Below are 14,195 nucleotides of genomic sequence, written 5' to 3' on the forward strand. Positions count from 1 at the left end.
TGCAGGGGCTTACTGCCCGAGCGCGCTTTTGACGAAGAGGGCAAAGATCATCAGTAGAATGATCCCGCCGGCTTTGCTGTAGAGCTTATTGGCAAGGACCAGCAGCAGCGCGAGTGAAGCAGCCATCATAATGTAGATGTCGGCGAGGTTTGTCCCGTTGATGGGAAGCGGGCGGATAATGGCCGCGCCGCCGAGCACCATGGCAAAGTTGGCAACGTTGGAACCGATGATGTTCCCAATGCTCAGATCGGCGTTGCCCTTTTTGAGGGCAACAAGGGAGACGACAAGCTCCGGCAGCGACGTCCCGAAGGCGATCAGCAGCAGGCCGATGACCCATTCGCTGACCCCGAGGCTGCGGGCGATCATACTGGCGCTTTCGACAACGAAGTGGGCCCCGCCGATGGTCATAATGAAGCCCACACCGAGCAGCGCAATCGTTTTGCCCCAGGCAAAGGCCTCTTTTTCCAGGCTCTCGTCAATCTCCTCGGTCAGTTCCGAACCGTCCGTCGAGAAGAGGAAGTAAAGGTAGGCGGCCATGAGAATGACAAAGATGCCGCCCTCGAAACGGCCGATGACGCCGTCGTAAGCCGTCAGAAAATAGAGGATGACGGGGAAAAGGATCCAGGCGCTGTCGCGGTTGAACAGATCGCGGTCCGGATTCATCTTCTTCGCCAGGACAAAGACGAGGCCCAGGACGAGGGTGATATTCATCGTCACGCTGCCGACGACGTTCGCGACAGCCATTTCGGGCTTGGCGTACCATGACGCTGTCATCGATGCCGCCATCTCCGGCAGGGAAGTGCCGAACCCGACCAGCGTCGCGCCGATGACGAAGTGGGAGATGTTGTAGTGCAGGGCGATCCGCTCGGATTCGCGGATAATGAAATCCGCCCCCCAGATAAGCGCCGCCATCGCGGCAACGAAAACAAGATACTCCATTACGCCTCCTCGGTACGGACGATCAGGCTGCTCGGCAGTCCGAGCGCTTTGATGACTTCTTCCTCTTTGCGCCGCATCTCGCCCTCGTCCGTCTCATGGTCAAAGCCCAGCAGGTGCAATACGCCGTGCAAAAAGAGCAGGGCGCACTCCTCCGTCTCGCTGTGACCGAAACGCGCCGCGCCGCTGCGCACATGGTCTGCGCTGATAACGATGCTGCCGATCGGTGCCATCGGCATCGGATCGTAAGGGAAGCTCAGCACATCGGTCGCTTTGTCGATGCCGCGGTGGTCGCGGTTGAGCACGCGGATCGTCTCGTCGTCGCAGATGACAAGCTCCATCTCGCCTGCGTCCAGCGCGTCAACAATGGCGTCAAGCAGTGTAAAATCCGGTAGAAAATCCGTTTGGTTGTCGATATCAATCATAGACGGCATTTTAGCCAATCTGTGCTTTAGCGTGCCGTTACTGAAACGTTTTTGCCGCTATGCTACAATCAATCCATGATAAACCGACGAACCCTCCTGTTCGGGGGCGCGGCGCTGCTGCTTCTGCCTGCCGAAAGCGGTGCGGAGTACGCCCGTCCCGTCACCATGCACGCAGAACCGTACCAGACCATTGCCACCGTCCATCGCGACCTCTTTCCCGGTGGCGGCGGTGCCCCTTCGCCCCGGCTGCTCAAAGCGATCGACTACCTCGGCGGCGTTATGCGCGATCCCTACGTCGATGACGATGACAAGCGTTTTCTCACCAACGGCGCGCGCTGGCTGAACGAACAGGCCCGCAAGGATTACGGCTATGCCTACTACCGGCTCCCCCCGGAACAGCGCCAGCAGGTCCTGCAAAAGGCTTCCGGACTCGTCTGGGGGGACAACTGGCTCTGGAGCGTGCTCTCCTATCTTTTCGAAGCCCTGCTGAGCGACCCTGTCTACGGCGCGAACACCCACGAGGCAGGGTGGCGCTGGCTGCGTTACGAACCCGGCTATCCCCGGCCGAAGACACCGTTAATATGAAACAATATGATATCTGCATCGTCGGCAGCGGCGCGGGGGCTTCTCCCGTAGCATACGAACTCAGCCGCGCGGGCTACCGTGTCCTCGTACTGGAGAAGGGGCCCTACCTGACGGAGAAGGATTTTACCAAGGACGAAATCGCCGTCAGCCGCCGCAGCATCTACACCCCCCGGCTTAGGGAGGAGCAGCATGTCGTGGAGACCTATGACAGTGACGGCAGCATTGATCGCGTGACCGCGGCGGAATCGGGCTGGAACTTCTGGAACGGCTCCATGGTGGGAGGCTCTTCGAATCTGATGAGCGGCTATTTCCACCGGATGAAACCGGTCGACTTCAGGCTCCGATCCGCCTTCGGTCCCGTGGCAGGGGCCAACGTCGTCGACTGGCCCATCTCCTATGACGACATGGAACCCTATTTTACGAAAGTCGAACAGCTCGTCGGCGTCTCGGGCAGGGTCGTCGAGCACCCTTTCCAGGAGCGGCGCTCCACGAAGGATTTCCCCTTCCCGCCGACCTGGGAGCAGCCCATCTCCGGCTGGTTTGATACGGCCTGCGAAACGCTCGGGTATCACAGCATCCCCACGCCGAGGGCCGTGCTCCCCTTTGACGCCCTGGGGCGCAGCGGCTGTTCCTACTCCAACTTCTGCGGCAGTTACGGCTGCGCGACGGGCGCCAAAGGCAACGCCCGCGCGGCACTCCTTGAAAAGGCGAAAGCGACGGGGCGGTGCGATATTCTCCCGAACGTGTTTGTCTACAGACTCGATGCCGACCGGCAGCACGTCACCGCGGCGCACTACTTTGATGCCGACGGCAGACCCCGCACCGTCACGGCAGGCACCTTTGTTGTTGCCGCCCAGGCGATCGAAAGCGTACGCCTGCTGTTCAATTCGCGCAACGATTTCCACCCCGACGGTCTGGGAAACGCCAACGGCCAGCTGGGCAAGAACCTTATCTTTTCCGCCGGCGGCAGCGGGCAGGGGAGGTTCGAGTTTGCCCGCCTGAACGAACGGCAGCGCTTTGAGCTGATGACCCGCGGCGCCTTCGTCAACCGCTCGTTGCAGGAGTGGTACGTCTATCATCAAAACGGGCGTGCGGTGAAAGGGGGGACGATCGATTTTCTCTTCGAGCATGCCAACCCCGTCAGTCGTGCCCTGCGCGAGCTTTACGACGACGACGGCAATCTGCTCTGGGGGCGGAAACTGCAGGCGCGGCTTGAGCACGCCTTCACGGCGTCTCGTATCTTCGCCTTTGAGGTCTTTAATGACTGGATGCCGACGGACAAATGTTTTGTCTCCGTTGACGAAAGCGTGAAAGACAAGTGGGGAGTGCCCGTCGGCAAGATCCGCCTCTACGGCCATCCGCAGGATATCGAGGTCGGGAATTACCTGGCCGAAAAAGCGGAGAGTGTCCTGCGGCAGATGGGAGCGGTTGAGATCGAGAGCGACATCTCCTCGGCCCCGCCGCCGAATCTGGTCGCCGGCGGGTGCCGTTTCGGGACGGACCCCGAACACTCCGTCCTCGACCCCAATTGCAAAATGCACGGCATCGACAATCTCTATGTTTCCGATGCGAGCTTTATGCCGACGGGCGGGAGCGTGCCCTACACCTGGACGATCTACGCCAACGCGTTCCGGGTCGCCGATGCCATCATGGCCGCGCTCAAAGGCCGGGAAACAGGCTATAATAACGTCAAAGATTCATAAGGGGAGCACACGTGGGTAAAAAAGCGGTCTGTATCATGAGCGGCGGAATGGATTCGACACTGGCGGCCTATATGCTCCGCGCTCAGGGGTATGAGATCGTTGCGGTCCATTTCAACTACGATCAGCGCACGCAGCAAAAGGAGCTGGAGAGCTTCCGGGCTATCACGGCGCGCCTCGGCACCGGGCAGACCTACGAGATCGATCTGGACTTTTTCGCCGCCATCGGCGCCTCGGCATTGACGGACAGAAGCATCGACGTCCCCACGGGCGGCATTGAAGCCGGCGTCCCCGTCACCTACGTACCGTTCCGTAACGGCATCTTTTTGAGCATCGCCGCCGCCATTGCCGAAAAAGAGGGAGCTTCCGTCATCGGCATTGGTGTCGTCGAGGAGGATTCCAGCGGCTACCCCGACTGCCGCGAGGCCTACATCGAAGCGATGCAGCGTGCCGTCAATCTCGGCACGAGGGATGAAACGCAGCTCACCATCGCCATGCCGCTGGTGCACCTTAAAAAGGAGCAGATCGTCGCCGAGGCCCTTGCGTACGACGTACCGCTCGAACTGACCTGGAGCTGCTACAGTGACGAAGCGGCGGCCTGCGGCGTCTGCGACAGCTGCCGGCTCCGCCTCAAAGGTTTCGAACTGGCCGGCATACCCGACCCGATTCCCTATCGTGTTAAAAACGGTGTGTCCTAAGCCTGTCGAAAACTGTTATGATATACAATATCAGAAGTTGACACAAAGGAGTCCGATGACAGAGTTTGTACAAGTTGCGCGACAGCCCATCATCGATGCTTCCAATGCTACCTACGGCTACGAACTGCTGCACCGCGAAGGTGAGAACAACGCCGCTAACCCAGCATTGACGCATCGGCTGATGTCCGCGCAAGTAATGCTGAGCGTATTCAACCTGATTGGCCGGGAGCGCGCAGTGGGGGATAGTCTTGCATTCTTCAATATCTCCCCCGCTTTTTTGATGACGGATATTATTGAGACCTTCCGTCCCGATCAATGCGTCTTCGAGATCGCGGCGAACGAGCCGCTCCGCCACAATGAAATCGCCAAGCTGAAAATCCTGTTCGACAAAGGGTACCGTTTCGCCCTGGACAACTTTATCGTTTCGGCCAACATGATTACCCAGTACGAGAATGTCCTGCCCTATATCAGCTATCTCAAGATCGATATCCAAAACAGTGATGTCGAACAGGTCGCCGAATTTGCCGGCACCCTCAAGAAGAACCACAAGCTGATCGCCCAGAAGGTCGAAAGCATCGACGAGTTCTCCGCTTATCAGGGGCTCGGGTTCGATTATTTCCAGGGGTACTACATCCAGCACCCGGTCCCGGTCAAGCACTACCGCCTCGAACCCAAACAGATCGGGGTCAGCCGGCTTTACAAGATGCTCGACACCGTGCCGTTCCATGAATTCGCCAAAGAGTTTGAACGCCACAACGAGCTCACCATCCAGTTTTTCCAGTATCTCATCTCCACCGGCATCAAGCGCTACGACGCCACGCGCTCCGTCCGTGCCATGATCATGGATATCGGTCCCGATGTCATGCGCCGCTGGTTCATGCTCATCATTTATGCGAAGGGCGGTGCGGACATCAGCGTCGAGAAAGGGCCTTTTTCCCGCTTCTTCGAAGAGCGTATCGACCTGATGAACACCATCGTTTCCAACGTTCACAGCGCCGATCCGGAGCGCCGCAGCGACGAACTCCGCCTGCTGGCGGTTTTCTCGACCCTGATCGACATCTACCAGATCCCTTTCGATACGCTGATGGCGTCCTTCGAGATCACCAAGAACCTCGAAAAGTGGATCGCGGCGCGCAAAGGGCGTTTCAGCCTGCTGTACAAGGCCGTAAACCAGCTGCAGCACAAACCCCTCGATATCGAGAAGGTCAACCGCGTGCTCAAAGCCTTCAAGACCGATTACGACGAGGTGAGCGTCAAGATGGACCACCGGGTGTAGATGCGCCTGGAGCACCCCTTCGACCCCGTTGCCGACGACCGTTCCCGCGTCCTGGTCCTCGGTTCTTTCCCCAGCATCGCCTCTTTCAAAGCCGATTTCTACTACGCCCACCCGCGCAACCAGTTCTGGCCCATCATGGAGAGACTTTTTGACGTCGCCCTCCCGGACAAAGCCGCCCGCCGCGCTTTCGCGCTGGAGCAGGGGATCGCCCTCTGGGACAGCTATGCATCCCTGGTGCGCAGTGAGAACAACTCGAGCGACGCGAATCTGAGCGAGCTCGTTCCCAACGACATCCCCGCTTTTCTCGCGTCGCATCCCGGGATCGTGCATATTTTCTGTACCGGCAAAAAAGCCTTCGAAGGGTGCAAAAAACATTACCCGGACCTTTCCGTCCCCTGTACGCTGCTTCCCTCGACATCGCCGGCGTACGCTGCTATGCGTTTTGAGGCGAAACTCGAGGCCTATCGGCCGGTCAAGGGGGTGCTCTATGGTGATTGAGTTCGACGGCATCCAGGTCGAGCACCGTGTCAATCCCCGGATGAAGCACGCCTATCTCAGTGTGGAGGCGGACGGCACGGTCGTGCTCAAGTCCAACGGTCGGGGGCAGCGGCACCTGCAGGCGTTCGTCACTTCCAAGCGCGAGTGGATCCTTCGCCAGCAGAACCGCTACGCCGCGCAGCCGACGATGCGGCTGGGGGAGAGCCTACTTTTTCTGGGCGACATCGTACCCCTTACGTCGCTTGACGCCGCGTTTCAGACGCACTCGCCCGAGGCGCTCCGGCGAAGCTGCGACCGCTTCTACCGCGAACGCGCCGAAGCAGTGCTGCGCGAAAAAACCGCCCTGTTCGCCGAACGGATGGGGGTGACGTACGAGGCGATCCGCTTCCGGAAGATGAAACGGCGCTGGGGGAGCTGCTCGAAGACGGGGGTGATCACCTACAACACCCTGCTGCTCCAGCTTGAAGAGGCGATGGTTGATTATACCGTCGTACACGAACTGGCGCACCGCGTCCATTTCAACCACTCCGCCGACTTCCACGCTCTCGTAGCCTCCATCCTTCCCGACGAGAAGGCGCTGCGTCTCCGGATGCGGCACCGCAAAGCCTCCTACTACTGATCAGCGTTTTTGAACTATTAATGCACTCTGCCTATACTCGGGAAAAGAGGAGAGAAGATGAAATACATTCTTTTTTTTATCACCCTGTTTCTGACCCTGGCCGTTGCCGCGGATAGCGCGCCGTACAAACCCGTCGGCACCTGGAAACCGCTGACGCCGCAGGAGGAAGCGGTCATCGTCCATAAAGCCACGGAGCGTCCCTACAGCGGCGAGCTGCTTCACAACAAGGCCAAGGGCACCTATGTCTGCAAACGCTGCGGGGCCAAACTCTACCGCTCCGAGGACAAATTCGATTCGCACTGCGGCTGGCCATCCTTTGACGACGAGATCCCCGGCGCCGTGAAGCGCATTCCCGATCCCGACGGCTACCGTACGGAGATTATCTGCGCCAACTGCGGCGCGCACCTGGGCCATGTCTTCAGCGGTGAGCACCTGACTCAGAAGAACCTCCGTCACTGTGTCAACTCCATCTCCATGGAATTCATCCCCGAAAAAAAAGTCGCCTACTTTGCCGGCGGCTGTTTCTGGGGCGTGGAGTACTACATAGAGAAGATCCCCGGCGTCACATCGGTCGTCTCCGGCTATATGGGTGGCAATATGCCAGACCCTACCTACAGGGACGTCTCCTCCGGGCGTACCGGCTATCTTGAGACAGTTGCTGTCACTTATGACCCTTCAAAAGTCGACTACAAAACGCTTGCCAAAACCTTCTTCGATATCCACGACCCGACGCAAAAGGGCAGGCAAGGGCCCGACATCGGCAGCCAGTACCAGAGTGCGGTTTTCTACAATGACCTGAAAGAGAAAATGATTGCCGAAGCGTTGATAGCGCAGTTGGTCAAAAACGGCTATAACGTCCAAACGGAGCTGCTCGAAGCATCAGCATTCCAGAAAGCCGAAGCGTATCACCAGGACTACTACATGCGTCATCACAAACAGCCTTACTGCCACGGCTTCGTCGACCGCTTCAAAGATAAGGATTAGCGGACGTTGAGGAAGTAGCGCAGGCTGGCGTCGCTGAAGACCTTGCTTTTGGCAAGATAGGAGGAGGCGCTCTCAAAAACCCGTTTGAAGTCGGCGCTCTGGGCGCTCTGTTCGGCGATAACCGCTGTCAGCGCTTTTTTAGCGGCCTCGGTGACGGCGTCGGGGAAGCGCATCAGCTTGACGCCGTTCGCTTCGAGCGAAGCCATCGCCTCGGCGTTCTTCGCCTGGAATTCGAAGGTCATCGTGCTGTTGAGCTCGCTGACAGCACACTCGATGATAGCCTGCTGTTCTCCCGAGAGCCGCTCCCACGTATGTTTGCTGAAGGTCATCTCCAGGATGGAACCCGGTTCGTGCCATCCCGAGTAGTAGTAGGGCGCTACCTTGTAAAAGCCCATCTTCGTGTCGAGGTAGGGGCCGACCCACTCTGTCGCATCGATCACGCCGCGCTCCAGGGAGGTGTAGATCTCCCCGGCGGGCAGCAGGACGGGGTTGACGCCGAGCTTCGACATCACTTCGCCGCCGAGCCCCGGGATGCGCATCTTCAGGCCATTCATATCCTCCAGGGTTTCGATCGGTTTTCGAAACCAGCCGCCCATCTGGATATTGGTATTGCCGCCGGCAAAAGGGTGGAGGTTGTAGCGGCCGTAGAGCTCCCGCCACAGCTCCATGCCGCCGCCGTAGAGAATCCAGCCGTTAAGCTCCTCCGCCGTCATCCCAAACGGGAACCCGCTGAAGAGGGAGAAGGCCGCGTTTTTGCCCTTCCAGTAGTAGGGGCCCGAGTGGAACCCGTCGATCTGGCCGCTGCTGGCCGCATCAAAAACGGCGAGGGCGGGGACGAGGGTGTTTTTCGGGAAGAGCTTGATACTGAGCTGCCCGCCGCTGATCTGCGCGACCCGATCGGCGAAACGGTCGACGCCCGTGCCCATGATGGGAAAGTGCGCCGGCCAGCTCGTCGCGATCTTGAGCTCCGTCTTTTTGCCGCGGTTGATGTTGACGCTTTTGTCTGTCGTATCGTGCTGTTTCGGATGTTTGCTGTAGTCGATCGCCACCCGATTACTGTCGTTGCAGCCCTCGAGCAGCACCGCCGACGATGTCGCCGCCGCAGCAGTCAGAAAAGTACGTCTATCCATCTATAATCTCCTATATAATTCCCATTTCTTTTCCAAAAACCGGCCAGTACTTTCTACGCTGCCGCCGATGTAGCGTAGCGGAATTTCGCAGCGCAGCGAGGACAAAGCAGCAGTGTGCTTTAGTGCCATAGCCGCCAGCGTAGGCAAAGGGGCTTTTGCTCCTTTAACGTTCTGTCAATAAAACGCCGCGATAATGGCATAGCAGATAAAGAAAAAGAGGTGCGACGTCCCTTCAAAATAGTTGGTATAGCCATCATCCGTCGTTTTCCATGCCAGCACGATGGTGAGAATGAGCGCCCCGACCTGCAGGGTGTTGAAGTCCAGGGTCAGGGGATGCGCCGTCGTATAGGAGAGCGCCAACAGCGCCGGTACGGTGAGCATGATCGACACCGTCGAGGCCCCCATCGCAATATTGATAACCCGCTGGATCTGGTCGTTTCGTGCCGCCGTGATCGCCGTCATGATCTCCGGTGCAACGGAGATGATTGCGATGATGAGGCCCGCCAGGCCGACGGGGAAGTCATACTTTTGCACCAGGGACATCCCCTCATCAGCGAAGATCTCCGCGACGAGACCGATCAGCGCGATCAGGGCGAAGATGATCATAAAGTTGCTGACCGTGGCGAGACGTTCAAAGGCATCGGGCTGCTCCTCCGTCTCCTCTTCACCCTCGGAGAGGCGCCGCTTGTAACGGAAGATGCGGCTGCGTGCCGTCGCCTTGAAGAAGTGCGAGTGGGTCTTCGTCTGGAAAATGAAAATGACAATGTAAAAACAAAAAAGGACGAAGCCGATGATGTTGCTGGCGAGGATCAGGTCACGGTGCGACTCGGAGGTAAAGTGCATGATGCTCGGCACAAGCAGTGCGGAAGTGGCGACGAGCAGGATTGTCGTATAGGTACTGGAGGTATCCTCGTTGTGCTCCTGCTCCTTGAATGCAAGCCCGCCGATAAAGACGGCCAGTCCCAGCAGCACGTTCATGTCGACGATGACGGCGGAGATGATACCCCCTTTGACCGTATCAAGCGCACGCGGGTCGTTGTGCGAACTCATAAGAACCATATAGAGCAGGATGATCTCGACGATGACGGCGCTGAAGGTGAGAACGAAGGAGCCATAGGGCTCTTCAAGCCGTTCGGCAAGCACTTCGGCCACTTCGGCGACGGTCATGGAGAGCAGGGCGATGGAAACGGCGGAGAGCGTCGTAGCGAGATAGGCGTTATGATAGTGGTGGAAAACGAATGCGATCACGCCGAGTACGATACCGTAGACGGCGACTTTATTTTGAGAGAGTCCTTCTTTTAGCGTCAGGGGACTCGATGAGGGGTCTGCGTTCAACGCAATTGCTCCTAGAAGAGGGTTGGTGTTTCGGCCTTGTAATGCACGGTATCAAGAAGTCGTCTGTCCTGACCGCCGATCAATGCAAAATGGTATGGAACCGTTTTTAATAGCTGCATTATATCTTCTTGGTTCTCATATAGCAAGAATGCGTCGTGGTGCTCGGATGTTTCGGCGGAGCTTTTGGGCATCAGGTAGATGATCTTCGCCCATTTGGCTTCGCTGCGGATAAAATCCATCTCCTGCAGGAGCAAAGAGAGGTCCGGTTCGAAGATCAGGACTTTGCCGCCCTGGCCGAAAGTCTTGGGACGCAGGTCGTCACCCACAAAGACGGGCACGAAGTGGGAGCTCCCCTGCATGCCGCCGACGGTGAACGTCAGCCCGTGTGACTTGGCGAATTGGTAGAGATGGCCGAGGTAGGGGAGGAAAAAAGGGGAAAGCTGCATGCGCTCGTAATAGACGTCATCAAGCACAAACGATGTTTCAAAAAGGGTCTGCTCCGCAATGTCGATGGGAACGTTACCCGTTTTCGGAAGGGGCAGTACCTGCACGAAGAGGTCCTCGCAGCGTTTGTACTCCGGGACGAAGACCCAGCTTGCTTCGGGCAGCTCCCACAGGTCGTAAAAGTTCGACCGGATGGTTCCCTGCCAGACGAAGCAGCGCGGATCTTTAAGCATCTGGGCCGCGACGGCCAGGGTCACCTGGTCGCAGCCGTAGACGTGCAGCGATTTCTCCAGCATGCGGAAACGCAGCAGGCGCAACAGCGTAAACTCGACCGAATCGACTTTCAGCCAGGCGATCTCCGGGTCGGTGACCGTGCATGCCTCTTCATAGAGCACGGCATAGGCACCGTTGGCCACGGCCTGGGGAATATCCGCCTTGTCAAAGGCGATGAAGAGGTCCCCCCGTCTCACTTTGTGTGCTTCGAGGACAACGGCGTCGACAAGCGTCACGGCCGGATCGGACATCATCTCCGCCCCGGTCAATGAGAGGAGGTTCTGCAGCCTCATCCGACGGAACTGCCTGCCTTTCTCGGCGCTTCGGGACGCATCAGCGAGAGCCCCTCGTCATCTTTGGCCGCCAGCAGCATCCCCTCGGAGACCATGCCCATCAGCTTGGCCGGTTTCAGGTTCGCGACGACGCAGACCTGGGTGCCGACGAGGCTCTGTGCTTCGTAATATTCGCGGATGCCGGCGACGACCTGGCGCGGCTTCTCCTCGCCGACGTCAACCTGCAGCTTGAGCAGCTTCTTGCTCTTGGGTACCTCTTCGGCTTCGACGATGGTGCCGATCTTGAGCTGAGTCTGGAAGAACTGGTCGATGGTGATCAGGTTGTCGGCCTCGACCGGTTCCGCCGCTTTCGCTTTTTTCGGCGCCTCTTCTTCTTTCGCGTTGGGCTGGGCCGCCGGGGCCTGGTCCATCAGCGGGGCCTCGATGCGCGGGAAGAGGGGTGGGACCTTCTTGATCGTAAAGGTCGGCAGCAGTTTACCGCCCTTGACCAAATCGTTATACGCGTTGGTGTCGATAGCAAAACCGAGCGCGTCCGCGATCGTCGACGTCGTTTTCGGCATGAAAGGGTGCAGCAGGACAGAGGCCTTGGCGAGAATGTTGGCCACGAGTGCCACCAATGCCAGCGCCTCTTCCTTTTTCCCCTCTTTCATCTTGACCCACGGTGCATGCGCTTCGATCGCCTTGTTCCCGATCGTAAAGAGTTTCCAAAGCTCTTCGAGGAAACGGTGTGTCTGAACTTCGTCTAGGAAGCGCTCGACGCTGCCGAGCACGGCATTGACCTCTTCCATCTCTGCTTTGTGGTAGGTCATGACATCGCTGCTGTCGATGACGAAATCGGAATACTTTCCGCTCATCCCGATAATGCGGTTGAGCAGGTTCCCCAGGTCGTTGCTGAGATCGGAGTTGATCCGGTCGATCAGGGCGCGCTGGGAGAAATCGCCGTCCTGCCCGAAGGGGACTTCGCGCATCATGAAGTAGCGCAGGTTCTCCAGGCCGTAGACGTCGGCGACCTCTTTGGGGCTGACGACGTTGCCCTTGGACTTGCTCATCTTCTCGCCGTCGCGGGTCCACCAGCCGTGGGCACCGATATGCTTCGGCAGCGGCAGGTCCAGGCTCATCAGGAACGCCGGCCAGTAGATGGCGTGGAAGCGAAGGATATCCTTGCCCACCAGTTGCATCTGTGCCGGCCAGAAGTCCATTTTCGCCTCGTCGCGGCCGTAGCCGAGCGCCGTGATATAGTTGAGCAGGGCATCGAGCCAGACGTACATAACATGCTTGCTGTCCCCGACAGATTCGGGCAGCGGCACGCCCCAGGTGAAGCTCGTACGGGTCACGGAGAGGTCATTCAGACCGCCCTTGACGAAGTTGATGACCTCGTTGCGGCGGGATTTCGGCAGGATAAAATCCTGGTGCGCTTCGTAATAATCAAGCAGTTTCTGCTCATACGCCGAGAGCTTGAAGAAGTAGCTCTCCTCCTTGACGATGCTTGTCGAGCGGCCGCAGTCCGGGCAGAACTCGCCGTCGATGAGCTGGGTTTCGGGGAAGAAGGTCTCGCAGCTAACGCAGTAGTGCCCCTCGTAGTTCCCCTTGTAGATGTCCCCCTTGGCGTACATCTTCTCGAATGCCTTCTGGACACCGGTCATATGGTCCTTGTCCGTCGTACGGATGAACTGGTCGTAACTGATGCCGAATTCGTCCCAGAGGTTGCGGAAGCTGGCGCTGATCTCGTCGGCGAACTGCTGGGTCGGTTTCTCGAACTTTTTCGCCGATTCCTCGATCTTCTGCCCGTGTTCGTCGGTCCCGGTGAGGAAGTAGACATCCTCGCCGATCAAACGGTGGTAGCGGGCCAGCGCATCCGCGATGAAGGTCGTATACGCGTGGCCGATATGCGCCTCGCCGTTGACGTAGTAGATTGGGGTGGTGACGTAATAGCTCATACTCTCTAATATCCTTGTTAAAATTCGAATCCGCCGGTTTCGCCCTTGGACATGCTGTCATAGACGGCGGCGACGTAGCTTTTGCGCACGTCGCATCCCAGGTAGTGCTCACAGACGCTGCAGCTCTTGACGCCGTGCTCGGCCTGGCACGCCTGCAGCTTCTCGATCATGGCATCGAGCTGCAGTTCGAAACGGTCTTTTTCCGCGTCACTCTGCGCCATAGGCCTCTTTTACCTTGCCGATTTCGTATTTGGAACCGAAGAAGCAGGCGGTCGTTTCATGCGGATCACTGCAGGGAAGGTCCATCAGGCGGTTCCCTTTTTCATCCACCGCGGCGCCGCCGGCCATTTCGTAGACGAAGGCAAAGGGGAAGACCTCGAAGAGCTTGCGCAGTTTGCCGTCGGGTTTGTCCGTCGTGCCCGGGTAGCTGAAGAGTCCGCCCCCTTTGAGCAGGATCTGGTGCAGGTCCGGGACCATGCCACCGGAGTAGCGCAGGCGGTACCCCTCCGCAAAGAGGCCGTCGATGAGCTGTTTGTGGTGTACAGGCCAGTGCTGCTGGGTGCCGCCCGGGGCGTTGAGCTTGCCCTTTTCGCCGATCTTGATCTGCTCGAGCTCTTTGAAACGGCCGTGGCGCCACGTGTAGTGGCGGACGTTGTTCTTGTAGGCCGTCACCATCTCGGTACGCGGGCCGTAGACGACGTAGACGGAAGCGATCATCTTCTGCGCGCTCCATTCGCCGTCGTAGATGCCGAAAATGGAGCCGACGCTCAGGTCGACGTCGATCAGGCTGGAACCGTCGAGGGGGTCGTAGGCGATGCAGAGCTGCCCGCCTTCGTGCAGGATCTCCTCCTCCTCTTTCTCCTCGCTGGCGATCGCCTTGACGAGGGGAATGCGGGAGAACTCCTCGGCGATGATCAAGTCGCTCTGGATGTCGAGCTTGAGCTGAACGTCGCCGGACTGGTTGGAGTGGGCCGAATAGTCGGTATCTTCGTTGGTGATCGCTTCGTGAATACGGTGCGCGGCGCGTTCGATGGCTTCAAAGACGGGGGCGAGGGTCTGCAT

15 protein-coding genes are annotated in these 14,195 nt (G+C 58.5%); 7 read left to right on the forward strand and 8 right to left on the reverse strand.

Annotated features, from left to right (window positions below; all coding sequences use genetic code 11):
• Window positions 1-9 precede the first annotated feature (9 nt).
• Both ACM66T_RS06580 and ybeY read right to left on the reverse strand, forming a co-directional pair.
• Entirely contained in the window at window positions 10-939 is a 930-nt protein-coding gene (locus ACM66T_RS06580) for a calcium/sodium antiporter (protein WP_231018038.1), read from the reverse strand.
• Window positions 939-1,361, reverse strand: a complete 423-nt coding sequence (gene ybeY, locus ACM66T_RS06585; RefSeq protein ID WP_231018039.1) for an rRNA maturation RNase YbeY — start codon at window positions 1,359-1,361, stop codon at window positions 939-941. Before ybeY ends, ACM66T_RS06580 begins: the two co-directional genes overlap by 1 nt.
• 75 nt (window positions 1,362-1,436) lie before the next feature.
• Between ybeY and ACM66T_RS06590 the strand changes: the two genes are divergently transcribed.
• The 7 genes from ACM66T_RS06590 to ACM66T_RS06620 all read left to right on the forward strand — a co-directional run bounded on the left by ACM66T_RS06590 (window position 1,437) and on the right by ACM66T_RS06620 (window position 7,721).
• Window positions 1,437-1,946 carry a gluconate 2-dehydrogenase subunit 3 family protein gene (locus tag ACM66T_RS06590; protein ID WP_231018040.1) on the forward strand — a complete coding sequence of 170 codons (510 nt, stop codon included), beginning with the start codon at window positions 1,437-1,439 and terminating at the stop codon, window positions 1,944-1,946.
• Window positions 1,943-3,649: a GMC family oxidoreductase gene (locus ACM66T_RS06595; protein WP_231018041.1), complete on the forward strand. Its 1,707-nt coding sequence runs from the start codon at window positions 1,943-1,945 to the stop codon at window positions 3,647-3,649. Before ACM66T_RS06590 ends, ACM66T_RS06595 begins: the two co-directional genes overlap by 4 nt.
• Window positions 3,650-3,660: 11 nt before the next feature.
• On the forward strand, window positions 3,661-4,344 hold the full coding sequence (gene queC / locus ACM66T_RS06600) for a 7-cyano-7-deazaguanine synthase QueC (protein ID WP_255707097.1): 684 nt from the start codon (window positions 3,661-3,663) through the stop codon (window positions 4,342-4,344).
• A gap of 55 nt (window positions 4,345-4,399) precedes the next feature.
• Window positions 4,400-5,620, forward strand: a complete 1,221-nt coding sequence (locus ACM66T_RS06605) for an EAL and HDOD domain-containing protein (protein ID WP_416768170.1) — start codon at window positions 4,400-4,402, stop codon at window positions 5,618-5,620.
• The gene (locus ACM66T_RS06610; RefSeq protein ID WP_231018043.1) at window positions 5,621-6,118 is read left to right on the forward strand and encodes a DNA-deoxyinosine glycosylase; all 498 of its coding nucleotides are present in this window, start codon (window positions 5,621-5,623) and stop codon (window positions 6,116-6,118) included. It abuts the gene before it with no gap.
• Window positions 6,108-6,737: a M48 family metallopeptidase gene (locus ACM66T_RS06615; RefSeq protein WP_231018044.1), complete on the forward strand. Its 630-nt coding sequence runs from the start codon at window positions 6,108-6,110 to the stop codon at window positions 6,735-6,737. The genes ACM66T_RS06610 and ACM66T_RS06615 overlap by 11 nt, the downstream gene beginning before the upstream one ends.
• 96 nt (window positions 6,738-6,833) lie before the next feature.
• Window positions 6,834-7,721, forward strand: coding sequence for a bifunctional methionine sulfoxide reductase B/A protein (locus tag ACM66T_RS06620; RefSeq protein WP_416768927.1), 888 nt, complete (start codon window positions 6,834-6,836; stop codon window positions 7,719-7,721).
• Here ACM66T_RS06620 and ACM66T_RS06625 read toward each other — a convergent pair.
• From ACM66T_RS06625 to ACM66T_RS06650, 6 genes are all read right to left on the reverse strand, one after another.
• A complete protein-coding gene (locus ACM66T_RS06625) occupies window positions 7,718-8,851 on the reverse strand; it encodes a TRAP transporter substrate-binding protein (RefSeq protein WP_231018045.1) in 1,134 nt (377 codons plus the stop codon). The genes ACM66T_RS06620 and ACM66T_RS06625 overlap by 4 nt on opposite strands.
• Before the next feature lie 174 nt (window positions 8,852-9,025).
• A complete protein-coding gene (locus ACM66T_RS06630) occupies window positions 9,026-10,099 on the reverse strand; it encodes a calcium:proton antiporter (protein ID WP_231018046.1) in 1,074 nt (357 codons plus the stop codon).
• Between the two features lie 98 nt (window positions 10,100-10,197).
• Window positions 10,198-11,196, reverse strand: coding sequence for a hypothetical protein (locus ACM66T_RS06635; protein ID WP_231018047.1), 999 nt, complete (start codon window positions 11,194-11,196; stop codon window positions 10,198-10,200).
• Entirely contained in the window at window positions 11,193-13,133 is a 1,941-nt protein-coding gene (gene metG, locus ACM66T_RS06640; RefSeq protein ID WP_231018048.1) for a methionine--tRNA ligase, read from the reverse strand. The genes ACM66T_RS06635 and metG overlap by 4 nt, the downstream gene beginning before the upstream one ends.
• Window positions 13,134-13,150: 17 nt before the next feature.
• Entirely contained in the window at window positions 13,151-13,354 is a 204-nt protein-coding gene (locus ACM66T_RS06645) for a hypothetical protein (protein WP_416768171.1), read from the reverse strand.
• Complete coding sequence (locus ACM66T_RS06650) at window positions 13,341-14,195, reverse strand: class 1 fructose-bisphosphatase (protein ID WP_416768172.1); 855 nt, start codon at window positions 14,193-14,195, stop codon at window positions 13,341-13,343. The genes ACM66T_RS06645 and ACM66T_RS06650 overlap by 14 nt, the downstream gene beginning before the upstream one ends.

It is taken from the genome of Sulfurimonas sp. ST-25 (assembly GCF_048079205.1).
Taxonomy (GTDB): Bacteria; Campylobacterota; Campylobacteria; order Campylobacterales; family Sulfurimonadaceae; genus Thiomicrolovo; species Thiomicrolovo sulfuroxydans.

Bases quoted from the DNA above. Each gene is read 5' to 3' on its own strand.
- ACM66T_RS06580 (WP_231018038.1), bottom strand. From the start codon at position 939: ATGGAGTATCTTGTTTTCGTTGCCGCGATGGCGGCGCTTATCTGGGGG.
- ybeY (WP_231018039.1), bottom strand. From the start codon at position 1,361: ATGATTGATATCGACAACCAAACGGATTTTCTACCGGATTTTACACTG.
- ACM66T_RS06590 (WP_231018040.1), top strand. From the start codon at position 1,437: ATGATAAACCGACGAACCCTCCTGTTCGGGGGCGCGGCGCTGCTGCTT.
- ACM66T_RS06595 (WP_231018041.1), top strand. From the start codon at position 1,943: ATGAAACAATATGATATCTGCATCGTCGGCAGCGGCGCGGGGGCTTCT.
- ACM66T_RS06605 (WP_416768170.1), top strand. From the start codon at position 4,400: ATGACAGAGTTTGTACAAGTTGCGCGACAGCCCATCATCGATGCTTCC.
- ACM66T_RS06610 (WP_231018043.1), top strand. From the start codon at position 5,621: ATGCGCCTGGAGCACCCCTTCGACCCCGTTGCCGACGACCGTTCCCGC.
- ACM66T_RS06615 (WP_231018044.1), top strand. From the start codon at position 6,108: ATGGTGATTGAGTTCGACGGCATCCAGGTCGAGCACCGTGTCAATCCC.
- ACM66T_RS06625 (WP_231018045.1), bottom strand. From the start codon at position 8,851: ATGGATAGACGTACTTTTCTGACTGCTGCGGCGGCGACATCGTCGGCG.
- ACM66T_RS06635 (WP_231018047.1), bottom strand. From the start codon at position 11,196: ATGAGGCTGCAGAACCTCCTCTCATTGACCGGGGCGGAGATGATGTCC.
- metG (WP_231018048.1), bottom strand. From the start codon at position 13,133: ATGAGCTATTACGTCACCACCCCAATCTACTACGTCAACGGCGAGGCG.
- ACM66T_RS06645 (WP_416768171.1), bottom strand. From the start codon at position 13,354: ATGGCGCAGAGTGACGCGGAAAAAGACCGTTTCGAACTGCAGCTCGAT.
- ACM66T_RS06650 (WP_416768172.1), bottom strand. From the start codon at position 14,195: ATGCAGACCCTCGCCCCCGTCTTTGAAGCCATCGAACGCGCCGCGCAC.